A 23,855-nucleotide genomic window follows, 5' to 3' on the forward strand; every position below is an offset into this window, starting at 1 on the left:
CTGCCTTGAAAAGGGGAGGAGATGGTGTTTTTGTTGAAGAATAGGTCTTATATCTTATAAAAAAGCGATCATTCCGGTTAACTTATGATAAAATGAATAACAATTAAAACTTAAAAAGTTATAACAAGAGAAACGAGATGGTTATTTGCCCAAAGTATTAGAAGTTAGCCACTTAAATAAGGTTTTCCATAGTAAAAAGGAAAGCTTCCAGGCTGTTAAAGATGTGTCTTTGACCATTGATGAAGGTGAGATTCTGTCGATTATTGGGCCTAATGGGGCAGGGAAGACGACCCTCTTATCCATGTTGGGTGGCTACTTATTACCCAGTTCAGGATCGATTCTTGTTAAAGGAGTGGATGTCTTGGCCGATCCCCACCAGGGTTTGATCGGGGTCTCCTTTGGCGGGGACTTAGGTTTTTATGATAAGGTCTCTGCTCAAGATAACCTGTCTTTCTTTGCTGATTTGACCGATATTCCCTCAAAGGAGCGAAAAAAAGAGGTCGACCGGGTGCTCGCTATCGTTAAGCTGACCGACCAAAGAAATAAGACGGTAGAACATTTTTCTAAGGGGATGAAGCAGCGCCTCCATATTGCCCGGGCCCTATTGGGGCAACCCGCCTTACTCTTGCTTGACGAACCGACCAATGGGATTGATGTGGAAATTTCTCAAGAAATCCACCAGACCATTCGGGACTTGGCCAGTCAGGAAGGCTTAGCGGTCTTATTGACTAGCCATATGATGGGAGAAGTAGAGAGTTTAGCCAAACGGATTATCCTCCTAGGTCGAGGCGAGATCCAATACCAGGGAACGGTAGCGGACATTGTTAAACTGTCGGGTGTGGAGCACATTGACCGACCTGCTACCCTGGAAGAATCTTATTTGGCCTTAGCGCCGCGATTGAGGTGAGCTTATGGGTCGCTTTTTACGTTTATATGGCTTTCATTTAAAAGTTTATATGAAAAACTCTTATTTTTTCTGGCTGCCCATTACCAGCACCCTGACTTTCTTTTGCTTGCAGTATATTGCTCTCTATGCCTCTGGGACGTCTGCTGACCCCGATTTATGGCTGAGAAGTGGTGTTTTTGGCCTGTGGACCTCGGCAACTACAGCCACAGGATCGATCGGTTACCAACGTCACTTAGGCACTTTACCTTATTTAATTAATACCCAAGTGGGGGATGCCTATTCTTTATTCACTTTGTTATTGCCAGCGGCTTCCTTTGGTTTATTGAGTTTTCCCTTGGCTTATTTATTAGCCCTTATTTTTAATACGGGAATACAAGCCCTTAGCCTGGCTATGGCGATTCAGGTCTTCATGCTCTTTCTGGGCGCTGTGGTGATGGATTTATTGATTGCTGGCTTTTTTGTCTTAACCCCTAACGCCATTATTTATGAAGAATTGCTCCACTTACCTGTTATGTTGCTTTCCGGCTTACTGGGGACCTTTGCCCTAGCCAGTCATTGGGTCACTTGGACTCAGTGGCTGATTCCGATTATTTATCCTATTCAAGCTCTCTTAGGCCGTGGCGATCATTTATCCCTAGTGGCCTATGGCTTTTCTTTATTAGTTTGGCTCTTCTTAGCAGTCACTTTGGGGTCTTATCTCTTAAGATCAGCCCGTAAGCAAGGTTTAGGGAGGCGGTTTTAATGCGAATTCAAATGAAATCCTTACCTTTTTTGCAGAATAAGAAATTGATCCTGATCCATTTTCTGATCCTACCCATTATTCAGATCCTAGTTATCCTTCTCCTCAATCAACAGTATGCTAAGGCGCTTAATCCCCAAGTGGCCATGGCCTCGGTTTATTTGTCGGCCAATTCTTTCTGTTTGTCCACCATGGCTTATCTCTTGGTGGTTGATTACTTGAGCCAAATTTTCCGGGAAGTTCTCGTCCGTAAGCCCTGGTCTTTAACTTATTGGGGCAGGAAGATTGGAACTAGTCTCTTTTTAAGTCTAATCATGTTCTTGATTAATGGTGGACTCCTAGTCATGGTTGGAGTAGATACTAGCTATTTTTGGTCTAGCTTAGCGGCCTTACCGCTTTCCTTATTCTTTAGTGCCGGTTTAGGGATCGCTGGCTACCTGTTAAGTGTCCACCGTGATAATATCTATCTCTTTACCAATCTTTTTACCGCCATCTTGCCGCTCCTGGCCGGTGTGGTTGCCCCTATCACTGCCTACCCACCATTCTTTAAGGCGGCTAGCTATGTCTTTCCTTATGGTCAAGTGGTCCTGGGAATTTACCAGGGAGAGTCAAGGGCTTTATTAGTCTTGTTCTACCTCCTCATCGTTTTCGCTTTAAATGTCTGGCTTTTAAAGCGAGTAAAGAAAGATCTGATGGTGGGCTAAAGAGCTCCCCCAGAAGTGTTTGAATCTTGAAGCTTTTAATAATATTTTCTTGGAAAATTGCCCGGTAAATTGCCCTTATAAATCCTTTTAGAAAATGCTTTATAGGTCTTGACAATGAAGCTTTTATTGTGCTATTGTAAAATGTTTGCCTTTGTGTTATAATTGGTCTATCAAGGGGTGATGGCATGCCAAGTAATTTACAAAATATTAAGGCAGGCTTAGAGGAAAATATTGGTAAACCGATCCAAGTAACGCAACAAACGGGGAGAAAACGGATTACTATCCGTAATGGTATCTTAAGTGATACTTTTCCAGCTGTATTTGTTGTTGAACTCGATCAAGATGAAAATCAGTTTGAGCGGGTATGCTATAGCTATACCGACTTATTAACTGAAAGCATCGAAATTGAGTTTCCCTAATTTTGTGCGTGATTAGTGATTGAGAAGAGGTGTAAGCAGCATGCAAAACCATGCTACTTACACCTCTTTTCTTTATCCCTTGCCTTCTTAGTTGAGGAATCAAGTAGTCATGTTAAAATAAGAATAATTAGATCAGTCAAGGAAAGGGGGAGAAGCAAAATGGCTATTCGCGAAAAAGCTCTGGCTAAGATTAATCTCGCCCAAGATATCTACTATCAAGCAGAGGAAGACCGCTTTTATTTTGATATGGTCATGGCCTCAGTTGACCTGGCTGATTACCTGGTCATTGAGGAAAACGATAGTGGGGAGATTTTTATCCGTTCCAACCAACATTTTCTGCCCCGGGACCAACGTAACCATGCCTACCAGGCCGCGGTAAAAATGAGGGAACTTGCCGGACTTGACCGGGGCTTAACCATTTCTATCCGTAAATATATTCCGGTTTCAGCCGGACTTGGGGGCGGTTCTAGTGATGCAGCGGCGGTCATTCGAGGCTTAAACCGCCTCTGGAACTTAGATTGGTCCCTTGACCAACTCATGGATATTGCCGTGACCATTGATAGTGATGCTCCTTATTGCTTAAGAGGGGGATTGTGTCGGATGACCGGTTCGGGGAGAGATTATGAAGTCCTACAGTCCTTACCTTCAAGCTGGCTGGTTCTAGCTAAACCCGCTTTTTCCATTTCTACGCCAAAAATGTTGGCTGCTTTAAAAGACTATCCCAAAAAGCTTTCCTACCATGCTGAGGCCGTGTCGGATGCCATTAAGGCCGGAGATTATCAACAAGTAATGGCAGAAGTTGGCAACTCCTTAGAGGCCATTACTTTTAGTAATTATCCGAAATTAAAAGACTTAAAAGACCGGATGCAAAGCTTCGGTGCCCAAGGGGTAACCATGACCGGGAGCGGGTCGACCGTTATAGGCTTTACCCGCCAGCAACAACAGGCTAAGCGGATTTATAATGGCTTAAAAGGGTTTTGCGAAGAGGTTTATGTGGTAAGAATGAATCAAAATCTCAGAAATATTAGTTAAGATAGAGATACTTTTATTAGGAATCACCTGGGGCAAAAACCCCAGCTTTTTTATTTTAAATAAGGGAGATTATCTTGCGGCTTAGGAGGATGTGTGCTATATTAAATCGTAAGAGTTACGATTTGTAAGGGGGATTTATCATGAAAAAGATGATTAAAAAGATAGGCTTTTGCCTAAGTCTGCTGACTTTATTGGTCAGTTTTGGCTGTAGCCAAGGCAAAGAAGAAGCAGAAAAAACCAGTAAGGACAAGCTCACTGTGATGACGAGTTTTTATCCCATGCAGCTATTAACCCAAGCGGTGGTCGGGGACTTAGCTGATGTGCAGGTGATGATATCGGGACAGCAAGAGGCCCATCACTTTGAACCCAGTGCCAAGGATATGGCCCGCTTACAAGAGGCGGATGTCTTTGTTTATAATAGCGATGATATGGAAGCCTGGGTAGAGAGTAGTTTAAATAGCATTGATACCGACCGGGTAAAAGTAGTCGAGTCCGCTGACAATATTGAACCCATTTCCGGAGCGGTAGAGACGATTGAGGGCGAGGTTCTGACGGCTGAAGATGACCACGATCATGATCATGACCATGAAGGCGACCATGATCATGAAGAAGGCGACCTCCATGTCCATGAATATGATCCCCATACTTGGCTCAGTCCTAAAAACGCCATGATTCAGACCCAAGCTATTTGTGACACTATGAAAGAAGTTGACCCTGACCGGGCTGAACTTTACCAAAAGAATACCGATGCCTTCTTGGAAAAGTTGGAAGCACTTGACCATGACTATCAAACTGCCTTTTCTAATCATCCCGACCAATCCTTCGTGACTGCCCATGCAGCTTTTGGGTATTTGGCTGATGAATATAATTTGAAACAAATTGCCCTAACGGGAGTGAGTGATAACGCAGAACCTTCGCCCCAAGCCATGGCAGCGGTGATTGATTATATTAAAGAAAATAATCTTCCCGTAATTTATTTCCAAGAAAATACTTCTTCCAAGCTGGCGGATACTTTGGCGGCAGAAACTGGGGTTAAGGTATCTAGTCTCAATGCCCTAGAATCAGCGACTTCTGACCGGCCAATTTCAGGAGATACCTACATTGATTTGATGCGGGAGAATCTCGACCATTTAAAATTAACCATTAATTAGATAGGAGGCTAGCATGCATTATATCCAAGTAGAAGACTTGCGCTTTTCTTATGATAGTGAGCCTGTCCTCAATAATATCAGCTTTACCGTTGATCCCGGTGAATTTGTGATTTTGACCGGGGAGAATGGGGCTGCCAAGTCAACCCTGTTAAAAAATATCCTGGGTCTATTACAACCTGACAAGGGAAAAGTGACGATTAGTAAAAACAATATTTATGGTAATAAATTACAAATTGGCTATGTGCCCCAGATGGTGGCTAGCTTCAATGCGGGCTTTCCCAGCACGGTCTATGAGTTTGTTCTCTCAGGCCGTTACCAACAGGATCGCTGGTTTAAACGTTTGACCGATGAAGACCATGAGCATGTTAAGCGGGCCCTTAATTCAGTCGGCATGTGGGAACAAGCCCAAGAAAAAGTGGGGGAATTATCCGGCGGGCAGAAGCAAAGGATTGTCTTGGCCCGGGTTTTTGCTACCGATCCTGACCTATTTGTCCTCGATGAACCAACGACAGGTATGGATAAGGCCTCTCGGGAAGAGTTTTACACCTTATTGAAACACAATACCCGCCGCCATGGTAAAGCCATCCTTATGGTGACCCATGAAGATATCCACCTGCAAGATTATTTCGATAAACACATTCATTTGACTAGAGAGGAGGGGTCCCCATGGCGCTGTTTCAGTATGACTTCATGGTCCGAGCCTTCATCGCCTGCGGAGCCATAGCCTGTTTCGCTCCGGTATTGGGGCTATTGCTGATTTTGAGAAAGCAGTCCCTAATGTCGGATACCCTGGCCCATGTTTCCTTGGCCGGGGTGGCTTTAGGCTTCTTATTAGGGGTTGAGCCGATCTATACCACCATCTTAGTGGTCGTTATTGCGGCTATGGCCTTAGAATACCTACGCCGGGTTTACAAAAACTATTCGGATATTTCTATTGCTATGTTAATGTCGGGTGGTATGGCCCTGGCCTTACTATTAATGTCCCGGGTCGAATCAGCCAGCAGCATTGAGGCCTACTTATTCGGGTCGATTGTTACCATATCGTCGGTTCAAGTCCGCTTATTAATTGCCTTAGCAGTCATTGTCCTTATTGCTTATTTTGTCTTTAAGCGGGTCCTTTATGTGGAAGCCTTTGATGAGAGCATTGCCTATACTTCGGGCTTACCGACTCGTTTAATTTCCATGGTGCTTTCCATCGTGACCGGGGTAGCTATTTCCATCATGATGCCGATTGCTGGGACCTTGTTGGTGTCTTCCATCCTGATCATGCCAGCGGCTATTGCTATGCGCTTGATGAAGAGTTTTGATAGTGTGATTATCTTAGCTATTATCATTGCCTTAGCCGGGATGTTTTCGGGTCTACTGATTTCCTATGGCTTAGACACCCCTCCAGGAGCGACCATTGCCTTTATCTTTGTCTGCCTTTTTGCCTTGGAAAGTATCCTCTTACGCTTGGTTAAAAAATAGAGAAAACGATTTCTATGATTAGTCCAATAATAAAACGCCCATTGTTAAGTGATGGGCGTTTTCCTATTATATAAAAACAATTATAGTAAAAAACAGACTTTCGACGGAAATTTCTTGAATTTGTTCTGATTTTGCTTATAATGTAATAAGCTAGCAAGTAAAGGAGTACAAGTATGAAAATGAAGCGTAGTCATCGTTTAGTCGATATGACCCATTATTTGTTGAATAACCCTTATCGAACGATTTCCTTACCCTTCTTTGTTGACCGCTATCAAGCAGCCAAGTCATCCATTTCTGAAGATGTCGGCATTATTGCTGAACAATTTAAGTTATCTAATATTGGTATTGTTGAAACTATTGCTGGAGCCAGTGGTGGTGTTATTTTCCGCCCTAAAGTGGAAAAAGACAAGGCCATGGAGTATATGAATCAATTAACCGCTAAGTTGACTGATAAGCAACGTATTCTACCGGGCGGTTATTTCTATTTTTCTGACGTTTTAGGCAATCCCTATGATTTACGTCATATTGGTAACATCATCGCTTCCGCTTATTACGGACAGTCGATCGATGTGATCATGACCATGGCAACCAAGGGGATTTCCATGGCCCAAGCAGTCGCCAATTTTTTGAATGTTCCCTTTGTCATCGTTCAACGGGAAGCCCAATTAACAGAAGGGTCTACTGTTTCAGTGACCTATGTGACGGGGAATGACGAAGTGAAAAAAATGGCCTTGACCAAAAATAATCTCTCGGCCGACCAAAATATTTTAATTGTCGATGACTTTATGAATGGGGGCGGCACCATGAATGGGATGCTCAGTTTAGTTGAAGAATTTGACTGCCATACCATCGGAGCGGTGGTCTTTGGGGAAGCGGATAATCAAAAAAACTATATCGATTATCCCTATAAGTCCCTCATCAAGGTTAAAAAGACGGCTGATAATTTAGATGTAGCGGGGATTGAATTAGGGTCCTTGTTTGACTAGGGAGAATAATTAGCAATGTACTGTTAGGACAAAGCTTTCTAAAGTTTTATTTAAAACAATTAGAAAGTCTTGTCCCTTTTTTATTTTACTTCTAATATAGGGTATAATAGTGACTTGATGAAGAAAAAGGAGACGAAGTGATGTCAAAGAAGCAACCCTCTTCAGCAAAGAGTGTATTAATAAATTCTGGAATTTATTCGATCACCTCGATTTTGCAAAAAGCGATTGGATTTATTTTACTTCCTTTATATACTTTATACCTTACTCCTGAAGACTATGGGATTGTTGGTGTGGTTAATTCATTGACCCAGGTATTAACCTTATTGTTCACTTTTTCTCTAAATAGTGCAGTCCAACGTTATTTTTACCGCTATCGGGAAAATTGGCCCCAATTACAATCCTTTTACGGGACCATTATGCTCTTTATTATGGGTAATAGCCTCTTTTTAGGGGGCTTAATTATCCTATTTAAGGATATCCTTGTTGAACCCTTTGTTGATGGGATCGCCTTCTATCCCTATATTTTTATGGGGATCATTACCGTCATTGTTAATCCAATTTATAATATTTATCAAACCTTATTGCAAACTATGGAACAAGCCAAGGCCTATGCCATTAACAGCTTGCTCAATTTTGCCATGATGGTGGCTTGCAATATTCTCTTTATTGTCGTTTTCCAATGGGGAGCTACTGGGCAACTATTAAGTTACTTAATAACCGGCTTTACTTTTGGCCTTTATGCCTTGATTAGTTTATATCAGCGGGGTATCATCCGCTTTAACTTCCAATGGAACTACCTGAAAGAGGCGCTTTCCTATTCGATTCCGCTCCTGCCGCACTTGATGTCTACCCAAATTGCTGATTTTGTCTCACGACTATTTCTTAATAACCAGGTGTCGACCGCCAGTGCGGGACTCTATACGACGGCCTCGCAATTTATGTTAATTATCGATACTATGCAATATAGTGTCAATTCAGCCTATGTGCCGTGGTTCTATAGCTTGATGGATTTGGGTGGTCAGCACAAGAAAAAAGCCATTCAATTTGCAGATGTTCTGAGTCGGATTTATTTAATCATTAGTTTGGGAATGTCCTTATTTATTAAGGAGGTTATCCAAATTTTTATTGCCGATGGCTATTTACTGGCTTGGACTTTGGTGCCTATCATCCTGGTGGCTTATCAAATTCGCTCAGTCTACCTCTTCTACGTCAATACGCTCTTCTATAATACCAAGGCTACCCGGTATATTTTCATTGCTACCCTGTCAGGGAGTTTACTGAGTGTCTTTTTAACCGCAACACTGACCCAGTACCTAGGACTCTTAACCCCAGCCATCGTGCTTTTAATCCAATGGACCGTGATCGCAATCATTATTTATGTCCTTTCTAGAAAAATTGAACCGGTCAATTTCAAAATCAAAAAGATGTTGCTTTATATTGCTATATTAGTTCTGGTAAGCGGAGTGGGCTTGTTTTATGATATTGCCCACCCAACTGGACCACTGATTTGGCAAAATCTTCTCTATAAGATCGTTCTCTACCTAGTGACTACTATCGTACTCGTCTATAGAGAAATTCCTACCATAAAGGCCTTGTTCACTGATTTTATTGGCAAAAAATTAAATTCAGGAGATTAGATTAATGAAACATGCAATTGTTGCTTGGACACCGCTTCATATTATCAATAGCCTTAATATCTGGAAGAATTGCTTATCTGGGGAAGAGCTGACCCTCTTTATCTATAACGAATTCGCTAACGCTGATTTATTAATTGATATAAGCAGGAAGCTAGGCCAGGGCTTAGAAGTGGTTAAAATCAACCATCAGAACTTAGGCGGAAAATTGGCGAAAATTTCTCGTCTTTATTGGAATAAGAACTTGATCCCTCTAGATGATTTTGACCATATTTATTTACCGGGGGATAATTATTTTGGCCGCCTTCTTTATAGCAGCCTCGCTGCTAAAGGTCATGATTTTCACTTGCACTATTATGAAGACGGTATGGGGATTTATCTGGGCGCCAAACCCATAGAAATCAAAAATGCCAATGATGCCTTGCAAAAGAAATTGAATAAGCATTCCATTTTTCACGGTCAATGGGAAAATTGTTATACCTACCAACCAGACTTGGTTCAGTGGCATGATTTCTCAGGAGACTTGATAAAAATTCCTGTTCTTGACCAAAGTAATCCCGCCTTTTCCTTGGTCAAGGCAATTTTTTCTCAAGCCTATAATGAGGAAATAAGTCAAGTCGCCGAGGGGAGTTTAATTTATTTTGACCAGCCCTTCAAAAAAGATGGGGCACAAATCGATGAATTGGCCTTGTTTAACCACTTAAAAGCAATATGTGATTCCTTAAATATTAGGATCTACGTGAAGTTACACCCTCGCTCGGAAGAAAATAAATATGGGCAGGTGAATTATTTACAAACTACCATGCCCTGGGAAATCTTTCTCTTGTTTGTAGACCATTCCGACCTGACTTTAGCAGCAATGAATTCAACTGCGGTATTTTCCCCTTACTTACTCTATCAACAAAGGATGCCGATTATTATGTTGGCCGGCCTGGTTGATCATGCGATTGGGGAAAAGGTGGATGAGCCGACTAAAATGATTTTAACCAACAGCTTGTCCATGGCTAAAAATTTCAAGGAAATTTATGGACCTTTGTTACAGGTGCCTGAAAACAGCAAGCAGTTAGAAGACTTATTATATGAGATTAAAATTAAAGGAGATCAATAGCTCAATGAAAGAATATGCTAATAAAATCTTTTCAATAATTAATAATGTTCATTTATTTAAAATAATTACTTTGATTATTAATCTTATATATGCAGTTCCTAGCAGTTTTGATATCGAGAACGTTCCCATGAAGATTGTTTTTGTCTGGGGGATTTACTTATTGGCTAAGGACTTTTTGACCAGGCGAATAATGTTTAAGCAAAAGTTTTGGCCTTTTTTATTTGCCTTTTTAATCTCTTTTGCGATTTCGGTCCTCTTGAATTTAACCTATCAATTTCCCGATTCAGCGATTAACTGGTTCTATGTGGCCCAAACTTTCTTCCTGATCTATGCCTTTAATCCTAGTGAAGATTACCAAACAAGTAAAAATTGGATGGCAAGATTTAACGACATCTTTATCGGTATCGTTTGCTTTTTGGGTTTTGTTTCCCTATTGCTCTTTGCCTTTCATATTCGCTACTGGGTTTTAGATGGCACTGGGATTAATTGGATGCGGCAAGGTTTCACTGAAAATCGCTTATTTGGCCTTTACACCAGTCCTAACATGGGGTCGATTATTGGTGTGTTAAGTGTTGTAGCTAGTTTAATGAATAATATCTTGAAACGATCAAGTTGGAAGAGTTTCCAGCCTTTCTATGTTTTTAACGCCATTATTCAATATTTATATTTTGTTCTAGCCAGTTCGCGAGGAACCACCTTGACCCTGTTGACTGCTGGCTTAGTCATCACCTGCTATGCCATTTATCGTCTCTTTGTTAGACACCAAGCCAACTTTAAAAGCCTTGGCAAGCTTATCCTAGGAGCAGGGCTGGGGCTCTTTCTGTTTGTCGCTGTGGAACATCAAGCGGAAAGCATTTTAGCTTATATTCCAGCAACGACCCAAACAGCTGCCCGCTTAGTTACTGGGGAAATCAGTTGGAGTGATTTGAGACATGGTGAGAGCAAGACTGGAGGAAATAAAAGTACGGTTATCGCTCCCGTAAGTATCCAGCATGATGAAGGGGACGCTGAAGTTTCAGCAGGACGTTTTACCATTTGGCAAGCCGGGATTAAGGCGGCGGCACAAAATTTCTTGTTCGGTTTAAGTGATATTGACTTATACCGCAATATTAAAGACCAAGAAGCTACCGCCCAGGTGGATATGACCAAGCTTACCACCTTGGATAGAAGCGAGATCAAACGTGCTAGAGGAAACATGCATAATACCTATATTGCAGTCTTTACTAAGGCTGGTTTTGTCGGCTTAATTATTATTGCAGCCTTTGCGCTATTCTATTTAATTTATCATGTAGGCTATCTCTTGACAGCAAGGGTTGATTTCAGTGATGCCAACAATCAATTATATGCCTTAATCTTAGTTACCATTATCGCCTTGCTGGCTGAAGATATGGTGGAAAATCATATCTTGTTAGCCAACCGCGATACCATTGGCTTAATTTTTTGGACCTATGCCGGGTTCCTTAATGTCCACCGTTCCCAATTACAAGCAAAAAAAGCCAAGCAATCAACAAAGATCTAAAAAGTAAATTTATAAATATTATTTCGCCTTATTGAAGCTAAAGACTAAAAAAATTATAATAGTAATAATTTCTTTAGACTAAGCACATAACAGGATCAAACTCTAGGTGAAGAAGGGTAATATAATGAACAAAAAAGCTTTATTTATAACCAGTATTTTAACGGTTTTGCTTTTAGGCTTGGCTGGAATTTTATACTATAACCACCATATTACGGTGGCCAAAGTTGAAAAAGAAGTTAATGAAATTTATTTTAATAATAAGCATGACTATATCAATCCGAATTATTCTTTGGAGGATTTAGAGAAGGTTAAATATGATAGTCGCCACATCTATGGTGACCATGCTAAGGAATTACAAGAGCTCATTGATCGGGCGATTGACAAGCGGAAGGCCATTCAATTCCTGAATGACTCTGTTCTTGATGATAAGCCGATTATTGAAGGCAACCAGGTCAACAAGGATTGGGTCATTGAAGATGGAGTTTCTGCTGAAGAGGTTGATAAGAAAAAAGATCGCTTTAATTTCGACTACTCAGACAAGTTAGTGGAAGATTTAAAAGCTAATTATGGACTTTTACAGCAGGTGGCCCAATCGAATGAGACGATTGAAAATAAAATTGATCATTTGCCAGAGAAGTTCATGATTGAAAGCTTAGATAAAGACCTTGATGCTTTTAACCAGGTTGCTAAGGAAATATCCAATTATATTGATCATACCAATAAGGAAGGTCAAGCTGACCTCTTTAAAAAGCGCTTAATGGACTATGCTTTATCAGTAAAAGAACAGACGGCTAACCAGGATGGCTATAGCAAGTCCCTAGAAAAATTACTTAAGCAGGATGAATTAGCCAGTGTGCTGACAGGGTCGCCAGTGGATTATCGGCCTTTAGTGGCTATTACCTTCGATGATGGTCCTGATGATAATGTCGAAAATGCCATGGATATCTGTGAACAATACGGCATCAAGGCAACCTTCTTCTTACAAGGAAATAATACCGAAAAGAAACCAGAATTAGCCCGCGAGATCGTTAAACGTGGCCACCATGTGGCAAACCACTCTTATGATCACCCTGATTTTGCTAAATTAACAGATAAGCAAATTTTAGACCAAATTAATCGTACCCAAGATATCATTAAACAAGCAACGGGAGTAACGCCGACATTATTTAGAACGCCCTATGGCCAAGATCGAGCGCGGACGACTCAATTAGTTGCCCCCTTAAAACCTTGTTATTGGAATACCACGTCCAGAGACTGGCAATTAACGGACCCCGATGATATCTATGATATGATCATGAAAAATATGCAACACCATTCTGTTATTTTACAGCATTCTAGGTATACGGCGACAACCGATGCCTTGAAGAAAGTGATTCCGGAACTGAAGAAGCGGGGCTATGTTTTTGTCTTTCCTGAGCAAATCCCTGACATCAAAACTTGGAATCATAACTAAAGAAAGATAACTTAATCGGAATGTCTGCTTATTTTAATTGGGAAATAAGCAGACATTTTTATATCTACCATAGCGTTTGGATTAGAAAGGGATTCCTATGTTTAATCTATTTTTATTTATCTTGTCGACCTATGGCTATGTCTCCTGCTTAGAGAAGCGCTTAGCCGTTTCGCCTTATCTGTCTTGGATCTTAGTAATTGCTGGTCAAAGTTTGACAATTTTTTCTTTTGCCTTGTTGAACCTATTGCAACCGGCCTTGTATCTTATTTATTACTTGGGTTTTGTTCTTTTAGCTGTTTATTTATTTCAGCAAAGTCGCTCTAGCCAGCAAAGTTTCCTTGACCTTTTTAAAAGAAAATTTTCCTGGATTAGCTTTATTTTCTTGTTAACCTTTTTAATTTGGGTGATTTTTATGAAGGAGATGCCTCTTATTTTTTGGGATAACTTTTCCCATTGGGGGCTGATTGTTAAATTCTTCTTCAATGAACAGCGCTTAGCGACTGATCTAGACAAGATTATCTACTATCGGTCATACCCACCGGCAGTTTCTCTATACATCAATTATGTGGTTAATTTCCTAGGTTATAGCGAAGGCCATATGATTATCGGCAATTTCATGGTCAATTTAGCTGCCCTCTATGCTTTTTTTACCCCCTTTAATATCAAGAAAAATAAAATAACCGGCTTTTTGGTACTCATTTTAATCGCAATCTTTTATTTAATGGATGACCACGTTAAAATGTATAATTTGCTAGTGGATAACTTGCTGGCTTATCTGACCTTGGCTGGCTTTGTTGGTTTATATCACTATCGGGAGAATAGAAAGGTTAGTTCGCTAATTGTTATTCTTCTAGCCGGCTTCTTAGGCCTGGTTAAGGGGAGCGGAATTTTCTTTGCTGTCTTAGTTATTGCTGTTTATTGCTACTATTTGACTAAGTACTTCAAGTCTAACAAGCCTCTTCTCCTCAAAAGATACTTACCCGTTTTACTGAGCCTGCTGCCCTTTGCTATGTGGAAACTCTATGTAAGGTTAATGTATGATACCTCACAATTTCGCCATAGTGTCCACTTTGATTGGAGCCAACTACATCTTAAGGCCAAAATTGTGGCTAAATTTATCCTTCAAAGTTTGGACCCCTGGACGCCATCAACTTGGGGACTGGTTTTGATAGTAGTCTTGGTTTTAGTGATGCTTTTAGTGACTGCCAGAGAGAAGAATTTGCAGAAGCAGCTAATGACTTTTTCTGGAATTCTTTTTACTGTGTTGTTTGTTTACTATTTGAGTACCATGGCCATGTACTTGACCGCTATGCCAATGGATGAAGCGATAAAATTGGCTCAATTTGACCGTTATACCCTGACAGGGGTTTTTGTGGGACTAGGAAGTATTAGTCTAGTGGCGATTAAATATTTTGAGAGTCGAGTCGAGGACAGGAGTGATCATTCACTTTATGGCAAGAAGCTCATCTATAGCGGACTTATTGGTATTTATTTTATCAGTCTGGCCTATGATTTAGTTGATGCCGCTATTGAAAAGAGAAACTTCATCAGTGAGTCTATTCCCTATGAATATCAAAAAATGGGCATTGATAACCATAATTTAAACAATAAAAAGATCTTAGTATTGGCCAGTGGCAAGTGGAATACCGATAATGCCGGTAATTTGTACCTCTACACCCCCAATACTCATCTCTATAAGGGCAATCCAGACGTGGTTAAAAATTATGACCAGATCCTGGTTTTAGATAATAAGAAAGCGACCCAGACCTGGGTCAAGGAATTGACTGGTCAACAATTAGCTCCGGGTTTCTACGACGTGAAGGATGTTTTCAATGAAAAACTTATTCAAAAATAGGTCTAAAATATTATTAAGACCATGTTGACAAGTGATTGCTGATTGATTGATATGCTATAATTAATCCTATAAAGATCCATTATATAAAGGAGTCAAGTGATGAATATATTAGCTGTTATACCAGCACGTGGAGGCTCTAAAGGAATTCCACGCAAGAACGTGAGAATACTTAATGGGCATCCGTTAATCGCTTATGCCATTATGAATGCTCAAAATAGCCAATATCAGATGGATGTCTGTGTCTCAACGGATGATGAAGAAATCGCCCGCGTTGCTGAAACTTACCAAGCTGAAGTGGTATGGCGAGGAGAAAATTTATCAAGTGATGCAGTCACCTTAGACCCAGTAATTTATGATGCTTATCAGAAGATGGAGGCTAAGAAGGGGGTTCAATATGACCTAATTATTACCCTGCAAGCGACTTCACCGCTCTTACAAACCCAAACCCTGGACCAAGCCATTGGAAAATTGATCAATGATCCAGCTATCGACACTTTGATCAGTGTGGTTAACCACCCGCATTTATCTTGGACAGAGGATGATTCAGGCAAGATTATTCCTAATTACAAGGAGCGACTCAATCGCCAATATTTACCAGCTAACTATTCTGAAACTGGCGCTTTCCTGATTACTCGTGACCATGCCATAGAAGAAAATTCAAGGATAGGCCAACACTTAGCTGTTTTTCAGGTTCCCGAAGCGGAGTCGACCGATATCGATACGGCTCAGGATTGGTGGGTGGTTGAAAATGAACTGAATAAGAAAAATATTCTTATTCGTGTAGAGGGTTATGCCGAAATTGGTTTAGGACATGTGTATCGTGGGTTAGCCCTAGCTTACGGCTTGATCCATCATAAGGTCCACTTTGTGACTAGTCAGCAATCGAATCTGGCCCAGGAAAAATTAAAGGCCAGTCATTTTCCCTACACGGTTATCGATTCTGAAGATGAAATTCTTGATGTAATCGACGACTATGATGCTGACATTTTAATTAATGATATTTTAGATACGTCGATTGACTATATGCAAATGCTCAAAGAGCGTGAGTTGCGCCTTATCAATTTTGAAGATATTGGCCCAGGAGCTGACCTCGCGGATGCAGTCATTAACGACCTCTATGCTCCTCAGAAAAAAGGTAGCCAATATTATTGGGGAAGCCTTTATTATATCATTCGGGATGAATTCTTAATTAATTCTCCTAGTGATTTCCATGAAGAAGTTAATAATATTTTTGTTATTTTTGGTGGGGTGGATCCTAATAACCTAACTCAAAAAGTATTGGAGGCTATTCCCTTTGTCGAAAATGCCAAAGACATTCAATTTACCATTGTTGTTGGCCCTGGCTATCCTTACTTTGAACAAGTGAAGGACCAGGCAGAAAGTATGCCATATGCTATTGATGTGATTCAAAATGTCAAAGTCATGTCTGATTATATGAATAAATCGGACATCGCTGTTTCTTCCCAAGGACGAACCATGTTAGAGTTAGCGGCTATGGGAGTACCAACGATTCTCTTGGCTCAAAATGAGCGGGAATTGACCCATGAATTTGGTTATCTATCCAATGGCTTTATGAACTTAGGGTTAGGCCAGGCCATTGACAGCCAATCCATTGGGCGCACTTTGAATTGGTTGATTGAAACACCACAAATCCGTCAACAAATGCACCAACAAATGTTAGCCAATGATTTACGCCATGGTTTAGATCGTGTATTAAAAATTATTTTAGAGTAAGGAGATTAAAATGGGGATTCATGAAGTATTAAAAGAACAGGGTTATTATGTCATCGGAGAAATCGGAGTCAATTATTATGATATTGCCAAAGAAAACGGCACGACTCCCATGGAAGCCGCAAAGTTAATGATTGATAAGGCCAAAGAATCCGGCATGGATGCCGTCAAGTTCCAAACCTATAAGGCCGAAACTATTGCCTCCAAATTCTCGCCTTCCTATTGGGATACCAGTGAAGAAGCAACAACCTCACAATATGAGCTCTTCAAGAAATTCGATTCCTTTGGCTATGATGAATATAAGGAATTAGCTGACTACTGCCATCAAGTGGGCGTTGAATTTTTCTCGACGGCTTTTGACTTTGAATCAGCGGATTACTTATATGACCTGATGAATATTTATAAGATTTCTTCATCGGATTTATCTAACTTGCCTTTTATTAAGTACCAAGCCGAAAAAGGAAAAACGATCCTTTTATCAACCGGGGCTTCAAGTATAGAAGAAATTCACCAAGCGGTTGAGACTATCGAATCCACTGGCAATAAGGATATTGTGATTATGCACTGTGTCTTAGAATACCCAACGCCATTTGAAGATGCTAACCTCAATGTTATTTCCAGTCTGATTAAGGAATTTCCTGACTATGTTATCGGCTACTCTGACCATACCCGTCCGGATCCACAAATGGATGTTGTCAAGACTGCTGTGGCCTTAGGGGCTAAAGTTATCGAGAAGCACTATACTTTAGATAAGACCTTGCCAGGTAATGACCATTACCATGCCATGGACCCTGAAGACATGAAAGTTCTGAAAGAAGGCCTTGAGTTTCAAATGAAGGTAAGAGGCCAGGCGGTTGCTGACTTAGAGGCTCAAGCAGCTGCTCGGAAGAACGCACGACGCTCAATCGTTCTTACCCAAGATGTCAAAGCCGGAACAATCTTAACTGAAGACATGCTAACCTTTAAACGTCCTGGTACGGGAATTGCCCCTGGAAAAGTGCAGAAAGTGATTGGTAGAAAAGTCAATCAAGACCTTGCCGAAGACACGACTTTAATGGAAGATATGTTAGAAAAATAGTATACATGTTGATTGATAACCTAGGGTTTATGCTAAGGCATGACTTTAGGTTTTTTGTTAATAGAGGAAAAGTATGATTCAATTAATTTTATTTACACTATCAACTTTTGGTTACGTTACGTGGTCTATCCGATTTTTAAAGCTTAATAAATATTTTTCATGGATTTTGGTCATGATCTCCCAAAGTCTTTTCTTATATTTAGCGGCCTTGGCAAACTTATTATTACCTGCTCTGTGGGCGACCTATTTATTAGGTTTTTTATTGCTAATTTTTATAAGCATTGAGTATTGGAAAAATTCTTGTGGAAAGGGAAATTTTCTAAGGCTGTTTTTTTTGTGGGTCAGACAAGGGATCGCCTTTCCTGAAATTATTGTCTTAGTGGCGATTTTAGGTTGGTTTGTTGTTATGAAGGGGATGCCCCTGATTCATTTTGATAATTATTCGCATTGGGGCTTGGTGGTCAAATACTTGTTTACGGAGCTCCATTTACCGACAGATATTGACCAGCTGATTTATTATCGGTCTTATCCACCAGCTACTTCCCTTTATATCAGTTATTTTATTTATTTCTGTGGCTATAGCCAAGCCAAGATGATCATGGGTTTCTTTCTCTTTAATATGGCTTGTCTGTATTCTTTTTTTGGCATTCTGAACAAACCTGCCGAGCGCTTAAATGCGGCCTTAATTGCTTTATTGTGGGGAATATTTTTTATCTTAGACAATTCAGTCAAGATGAATAATTTATTAGTCGACAATCTCTTGGCCTATTTAACCTTAGCGGCTGGTATTTATGCTTTTCGCTATCGAAAGCAGCTAGGCTATTTAATCACCGGGACTCTATTGTTTACTAGCATGATCAACCTGACTAAGGATAGCGGTTTATTCTTCAGTTTGCTTATTGTTTTATATGTGACTTACTTAATCATTAAGAATCAGAATTTAATCAAAAAAGATAAGCTCAAGGCCTTTGCTATCCTATTTCCTGGTGCCTTTTTATCGAAGTTAGGCTGGTCTCTCTATGTAAAATTTAATTATGACCTATCGGGCTTTAAACATAGTAGCCATTTTAACCAAGAGAGCCTTGAATTAGTCAAGCAAATTGGAAAAAGCTATTTAATCAAGCTATTAGATCCATTAATTCCAGCAACTGCTGGGATTATATTAGCCTTTACCATCCTGCTTATTTTTAGCTTATATGGTCTTTTGACTAAAAAGCACCTCCTTAGCATGAGAAGACTGTGTTTAGCCATGGGGCTTACTTATATCATTTATTTCCTGGGAGTCTTTTTTATGTACGTGAGCTCCATGCCCAAAGATGAAGCCCTGCGTCTCGCTCAATTTGACCGTTATGCCATGACCATCGCTTATGTCTTACTCGGAACCGTTTTTTTTGTAGGGGTTTACTATTTTGATAAGGTTTTTCAAAGGGGAGCGAGTGACTCTCATTTCATTAATATAGTGACCTTATTCTTAATAGTGATCTATCTGGCAGGACTGGGTTCTGATTGGTTAATTGCTGAACACGAGACCATTGCCTTTAAAGAGCGTTCGATTCCTTATCAGTATGAAAAACTGGGCTTAGAGCAGATGAGCTTAAACGATTCACGGATCCTTGTTTTTACCTCGGGAGGCTGGAAAACAGATTTTGCCGGTCGTTATTATTTATATACGCCAAACACCAAGATTTATAACGGAGACCCAGCCATGCTGAAAGATTATGATCAAGTATTGGTTCTTGATGAACTCCCGCAAACTAAAAAGTGGGAGAAAGAACTGACTAAGAAAGAATGGCCTGTTGGTCTGTATACCGTTGATCGTTTCCTTAATGGCAATTAACTTTTAAAGTTATTGTAAGAATCAGTCAAATTCCTATAAAATCAGCTTTTCTCTTGATCAGATATGATATAATTCATCTGTTACTAAAGCGTCAGGAAATGGAGTAATAGAAAATTATGTTATTAAGTGTAATTATTCCAGCTTATAATGTCGAAAGTACCTTGCAACGTGCGGTCGATAGTGTCTTAAGACAAAGCATGAAGGATTTTGAAGTGATCATTGTGGATGACGGGTCTACTGACGGAACCGGTCCACTTTGTGACGCTATCGAATCCCAAGATCAAAGGATCAGAGTCATACACCAAGTCAACGGGGGCCTATCTGCAGCGAGAAATACGGGAATTAGCCAAGCCCAAGGCGAGTATTTGGCCTTTCTTGATTCTGATGATGAATATGTTAATGATGTATTTTCCTTATTTTATCGGGCATATCAAGAATACCAAATGGACTTGTTCATATTTAATTTTGAACGGGTTTCTGGTGACCAAGTCACCCCTAAGAATGCCATCCGTCAGCAAATATTTAAGAGCCAAGAAGCGGTGAGGGTCCTTCACCAATATAATGGTTTAGATTTCTATGCTTGGAATAAGATTTGGCACCATTCCCTCTTTGATGAGATGAGATACCCTCTGGATACTCTCTATGAAGACATGTATGTCAGCTATTTAGGGGCTAAGCAAGCCAACTGTGTAATTACCACGGATAAGGTTGGCTTAAGATATTATGACAATCCTTTAGGGATCACTGCCCAGGCCTTTTCTCCGGGACAGTTTGATAATGTCACTGAAAGGGTAAAGATCCTGGATGATGCACTCATTCATTTCCCAGAATTAGCTAAGAGCGCAGCCCGACGCTTATTTGATAGCTTCCTAATTATGGCCTACCAACTTTCCCAATGTGAAGATAAGGAAATGAAGAAAAAATACCACGGCCGCTTGCTTGAGCTCCTTAAGCAATACCAGTCCTATTTTAAAGACAATGAGGAAATCTCCTGGCAAAAAAGACTGGCCTGGTCGCTCTATCAAGTATCACCAAGTCTGTATAGCTATTTATATCGGATGTATTTAAGTTAAGGGAGGAAGAAGCAGTGAATTTTACAGTGCTGATGTCTTTATATCATAAGGAAAACCCGACTTATTTACGGCAATGCTTGGATAGCCTGGTCAAGCAAAGCCTGCCAGCTGAAGAAATATTAATTATTAAGGATGGCCCCCTAACTGAGGAACTCGACGCTATTCTCGACGACTTTCAAAAGCAATATCCCAAGCAAACCACCATTCAAGCTTATCCCAAAAACCGCGGCCTGGGTTTGGCCTTACAAGATGGCGTTCAATTGGCCCGTAATGAATGGATTGCCCGGATGGATACCGATGATATTTGCCGGGCGGATCGTTTCGAAAAACAAATCAATTATCTTAAAGAACATCCCGAAGTCGAGTTATTGGGTAGCGATGTCTTTGAATTTGACCAGTCACCAGAGCAGCCAAGTGCTAGAAAAGTCGTTCCCCATAGCTACCAGGATATCCTAGCTTATGCTAAGCGGCGTAATCCCTTCAACCATATGACAGTGATATATAAAAAATCAGCTGTCCTAAAAGCAGGCAATTATCAGCCGTTAAAAGGTTATGAAGATTATTATTTATGGGTAAGAATGTTAAAAAATGGGGTTAAGGCTACCAATTTAGCCGATACCCTAGTTTATGCGCGTGCAGACCAGAATATGTTTAAAAGACGGGGAGGCTGGGACTATTTTGTCGATGGCTCTAAGGCCTACCAAAAAATCTACCAGGTTGGCCTGGCTAGTCCGCTTGATTGGCTAATTCGTATGGGCGGACAGGCTGTATTTAATTTAGTCCCTAATTCCCTACGCCAAAATCTTTACAAGAAAATACTAAGAAAGTAGGTTTCTGATGTTAATCTCGGTCATTATTCCGGTTTATAAAGTTGAAAAAACGCTGGAGAGAGCGGTAAACAGTGTCTTAGACCAAACTTATCCTCACTTGGAAATTATTCTGGTGGATGATGGGTCTCCTGACAAGAGTGGGGATATTGCTGACCAGTTAGCTAAAAAAGACCCCCGGATCCAGGTTATCCACCAATCTAACCGAGGCTTATCGGGAGCAAGAAATACCGGTATCGCAGTAGCTAGCGGAGACTATTTGGCATTTTTGGATAGTGATGATTGCTATGAGCTTGACCTATTTGAACACTTTATGGCTAGTTATCAGGAAGAACGCCCCGATTTATTTATTTTTAATGTCAAACGCATTGGAGTAAAATCCCAAACGGTAAAAGAGTCAAAAGAGATGCTTTTGACCTCTAGCCAAGCAGGGATCGAAGCCATGCTCGATTATTCCGGGATCGATTTTTATGCTTGGAATAAGGTATACGCGAGACAGCTTTTCCGTGATGTCCGTTTTCCTGAAGGTAAATTATATGAAGATACAGCGGTATCCTATGCGACCATGAAAAGGGCTACCAGGATTATGACGACTTCATATGTAGGGATTAATTATTATGAGAACGAGGAAAGTATTGTGGCTCAGTCATTTAATCCCAAGCAAATGGACAATGTGACGGAAAGGGCGCACATGTTAGATGATGTCCAGGTCAACTTCCCAGATCTTACTGCTAAGGCGGGGGCGCGCCTATTTGATGGCCTCCTATCCACAGCCTATAAAATGGCCCAAGTCAGTCCCTTTAAGCAAGTAGGCAGTTCTTATCAGGACATACTAGAAATCGTCAACCATTACCGTCCCTATTTTGAAGGAAATGAAGAAATTGACTGGAAAAAGCGCTTAGCTTGGCAATTATTCCGCCTAAATCCCAAACTTTATGCTAGAATGTATCAGTGGTACTTAGGAAAGTAATTTTCTAAGTAGCCACTTGATATGATTGATTCAATTTGCCCTCGTAGCTCAGTGGATAGAGCAATCGTTTCCTAAACGATGTGTCGGAAGTTCGATTCTTCTCGGGGGTGTTTTATTATAGGCAAAAAGGTCATTGTTATCTGCTATAGGTAGTTAATAAGGAGATTAGAACGTGTCAACCAGTGATATTACAATTATTATTCCTGCTTTAGAACCGAATGAGAAGTTAATAGCACTCTTAGAGTCCATTCGCAGCCAAGATTCAGATAATTTTACAATTATTATCGTTAATGATGGGTCTTCTTCTGACTATGATTCTTATTTTAAGCAAGCGCATGAAGACTTTGGTGCCATTGTCTTAAAACATGAGAAGAACTATGGCAAAGGGCGCGCGCTGAGAACGGCTTTTGACTATATCCTGCACCATCTGCCTGACTGCCAGGGGGTCATTACCATTGATTCAGATGGACAGCACACCTATGCCGATATGATGAAATGTATCGGTGCCTTTGAGCAAGATCCCGATGCCTTAGTTTTAGGAGTTAGAGATTTTCAAAATGAAGTGCCGTGGAAGAGTCAATTCGGTAATCGCTTAACCCGCTATATATTAAAAATGGTTACCGGTATTTCCTTAACCGACACCCAAACGGGGTTAAGGGTGATTCCTAAAACTTATTTGGCCAGACTGTTGGAGATTTCAGGCGACCGCTTTGAATATGAATTAAAGATGATCATTGATGCGGCTAAGCAAAGAATTCCAATTAAGGAAGTGGCGATTGAGACCATCTACCATGATGATAATAAGGGGAGTCATTTTAACCCGATAAAGGATTCCATTGCTATTTATAGCGTTTTTTTAGAATACATGGCTAATCAGACCTATTTTTGGAAATATATCCTGTCTTCAGTCTCTTCCTTTGTGGTAGATATTCTTTTATTCCATCTCTTTTCTGTACTCTTGCCGCATGCTGCAAGTACTCTGACCATTTACTTAGCGACAATCATTGCCCGGACCATTTCATCGGTCTTTAACTACACCTTGAATCGTTTTCTCGTTTTCAAGCAAGAATCCAAACAAAGCTTTATCAAATATGTCAGCTTGGTCATCGTGCAGATGTTCTTATCCGGAGGCTTGGTGTCTCTAATAAGCACCATTATGCAATCTCAAGCCACGACCTTTATTAAGGTATTTGTTGACTCCATGCTTTTCCTATTAAGCTACTTCATTCAAAAACACTTTATCTTTAAAAGTAAATAAGGTAGAGTGCGACAAGCACAAGAAAAGGGAGAGTCCTTAGAAAAGCGCTGGCATACAAGTTTATTAAAAAATAACCGCGACCAGGTATTCTTCTGGTCGCGGTTATT

Annotated in this window: 20 protein-coding genes, 1 tRNA gene and 1 pseudogene; all 22 read left to right on the forward strand. The window is 40.5% G+C overall.

All coding sequences use genetic code 11. From position 1 onward, the window contains the following. Positions 1-226: 226 nt before the first annotated feature. A pseudogene (locus tag AWM73_RS01555) lies at positions 227-907 on the forward strand (ABC transporter ATP-binding protein); the annotation flags it as partial. Positions 908-911: 4 nt separating this feature from the next. Continuing rightward, positions 912-1,649 (forward strand): hypothetical protein, encoded by a 738-nt coding sequence (locus tag AWM73_RS01560; RefSeq protein ID WP_060777773.1) that lies wholly within the window; start codon positions 912-914, stop codon positions 1,647-1,649. Beyond that, positions 1,649-2,350: an ABC transporter permease gene (locus AWM73_RS01565; protein WP_060777774.1), complete on the forward strand. Its 702-nt coding sequence runs from the start codon at positions 1,649-1,651 to the stop codon at positions 2,348-2,350. Before AWM73_RS01560 ends, AWM73_RS01565 begins: the two co-directional genes overlap by 1 nt. A 185-nt stretch (positions 2,351-2,535) precedes the next feature. Then, complete coding sequence (locus AWM73_RS01570; RefSeq protein ID WP_060777775.1) at positions 2,536-2,769, forward strand: Veg family protein; 234 nt, start codon at positions 2,536-2,538, stop codon at positions 2,767-2,769. Positions 2,770-2,928: 159 nt separating this feature from the next. Further along, complete coding sequence (gene ispE, locus AWM73_RS01575; RefSeq protein ID WP_060777776.1) at positions 2,929-3,801, forward strand: 4-(cytidine 5'-diphospho)-2-C-methyl-D-erythritol kinase; 873 nt, start codon at positions 2,929-2,931, stop codon at positions 3,799-3,801. Positions 3,802-3,941: 140 nt separating this feature from the next. Continuing rightward, complete coding sequence (locus tag AWM73_RS01580) at positions 3,942-4,952, forward strand: metal ABC transporter solute-binding protein, Zn/Mn family (protein WP_060777777.1); 1,011 nt, start codon at positions 3,942-3,944, stop codon at positions 4,950-4,952. 13 nt (positions 4,953-4,965) lie between these two features. Continuing rightward, complete coding sequence (locus AWM73_RS01585) at positions 4,966-5,676, forward strand: metal ABC transporter ATP-binding protein (protein ID WP_060777778.1); 711 nt, start codon at positions 4,966-4,968, stop codon at positions 5,674-5,676. Next, on the forward strand, positions 5,619-6,419 hold the full coding sequence (locus AWM73_RS01590; protein ID WP_060777779.1) for a metal ABC transporter permease: 801 nt from the start codon (positions 5,619-5,621) through the stop codon (positions 6,417-6,419). The genes AWM73_RS01585 and AWM73_RS01590 overlap by 58 nt, the downstream gene beginning before the upstream one ends. Positions 6,420-6,592: 173 nt before the next feature. Next, on the forward strand, positions 6,593-7,405 hold the full coding sequence (gene purR / locus AWM73_RS01595) for a pur operon repressor (protein ID WP_060777780.1): 813 nt from the start codon (positions 6,593-6,595) through the stop codon (positions 7,403-7,405). Positions 7,406-7,545: 140 nt separating this feature from the next. Then, positions 7,546-9,042, forward strand: coding sequence for a lipopolysaccharide biosynthesis protein (locus tag AWM73_RS01600; RefSeq protein WP_060777781.1), 1,497 nt, complete (start codon positions 7,546-7,548; stop codon positions 9,040-9,042). A 4-nt stretch (positions 9,043-9,046) separates the two neighbouring features. After that, positions 9,047-10,147: a polysialyltransferase family glycosyltransferase gene (locus AWM73_RS01605; protein ID WP_060777782.1), complete on the forward strand. Its 1,101-nt coding sequence runs from the start codon at positions 9,047-9,049 to the stop codon at positions 10,145-10,147. 4 nt (positions 10,148-10,151) lie between these two features. Then, positions 10,152-11,666: an O-antigen ligase family protein gene (locus AWM73_RS01610; RefSeq protein WP_060777783.1), complete on the forward strand. Its 1,515-nt coding sequence runs from the start codon at positions 10,152-10,154 to the stop codon at positions 11,664-11,666. A gap of 124 nt (positions 11,667-11,790) precedes the next feature. Continuing rightward, positions 11,791-13,119, forward strand: coding sequence for a polysaccharide deacetylase family protein (locus AWM73_RS01615; RefSeq protein ID WP_060777784.1), 1,329 nt, complete (start codon positions 11,791-11,793; stop codon positions 13,117-13,119). Positions 13,120-13,216: 97 nt separating this feature from the next. Then, the gene (locus AWM73_RS01620; protein ID WP_060777785.1) at positions 13,217-14,974 is read left to right on the forward strand and encodes a hypothetical protein; all 1,758 of its coding nucleotides are present in this window, start codon (positions 13,217-13,219) and stop codon (positions 14,972-14,974) included. Positions 14,975-15,073: 99 nt separating this feature from the next. Continuing rightward, positions 15,074-16,708, forward strand: a complete 1,635-nt coding sequence (locus AWM73_RS01625; RefSeq protein ID WP_060777786.1) for a cytidylyltransferase domain-containing protein — start codon at positions 15,074-15,076, stop codon at positions 16,706-16,708. 10 nt (positions 16,709-16,718) lie between these two features. After that, positions 16,719-17,783: an N-acetylneuraminate synthase family protein gene (locus tag AWM73_RS01630; protein WP_060777787.1), complete on the forward strand. Its 1,065-nt coding sequence runs from the start codon at positions 16,719-16,721 to the stop codon at positions 17,781-17,783. 334 nt (positions 17,784-18,117) lie between these two features. Then, positions 18,118-19,620: a type 2 periplasmic-binding domain-containing protein gene (locus AWM73_RS01635; protein ID WP_143238439.1), complete on the forward strand. Its 1,503-nt coding sequence runs from the start codon at positions 18,118-18,120 to the stop codon at positions 19,618-19,620. 116 nt (positions 19,621-19,736) lie between these two features. Next, positions 19,737-20,693: a glycosyltransferase family 2 protein gene (locus AWM73_RS01640; protein WP_060777789.1), complete on the forward strand. Its 957-nt coding sequence runs from the start codon at positions 19,737-19,739 to the stop codon at positions 20,691-20,693. A 14-nt stretch (positions 20,694-20,707) separates the two neighbouring features. Beyond that, a complete protein-coding gene (locus tag AWM73_RS01645) occupies positions 20,708-21,523 on the forward strand; it encodes a glycosyltransferase (RefSeq protein WP_060777790.1) in 816 nt (271 codons plus the stop codon). Positions 21,524-21,530: 7 nt separating this feature from the next. Then, entirely contained in the window at positions 21,531-22,490 is a 960-nt protein-coding gene (locus AWM73_RS01650) for a glycosyltransferase family 2 protein (protein ID WP_060777791.1), read from the forward strand. Between the two features lie 37 nt (positions 22,491-22,527). After that, positions 22,528-22,600 (forward strand) — tRNA-Arg (locus AWM73_RS01655). 62 nt (positions 22,601-22,662) lie between these two features. After that, a complete protein-coding gene (locus AWM73_RS01660) occupies positions 22,663-23,748 on the forward strand; it encodes a bifunctional glycosyltransferase family 2/GtrA family protein (protein WP_060777792.1) in 1,086 nt (361 codons plus the stop codon). Positions 23,749-23,855: the final 107 nt, after the last annotated feature.

This window comes from Aerococcus urinae (genome assembly GCF_001543175.1).
Classification (GTDB): domain Bacteria; phylum Bacillota; class Bacilli; order Lactobacillales; family Aerococcaceae; genus Aerococcus; species Aerococcus urinae.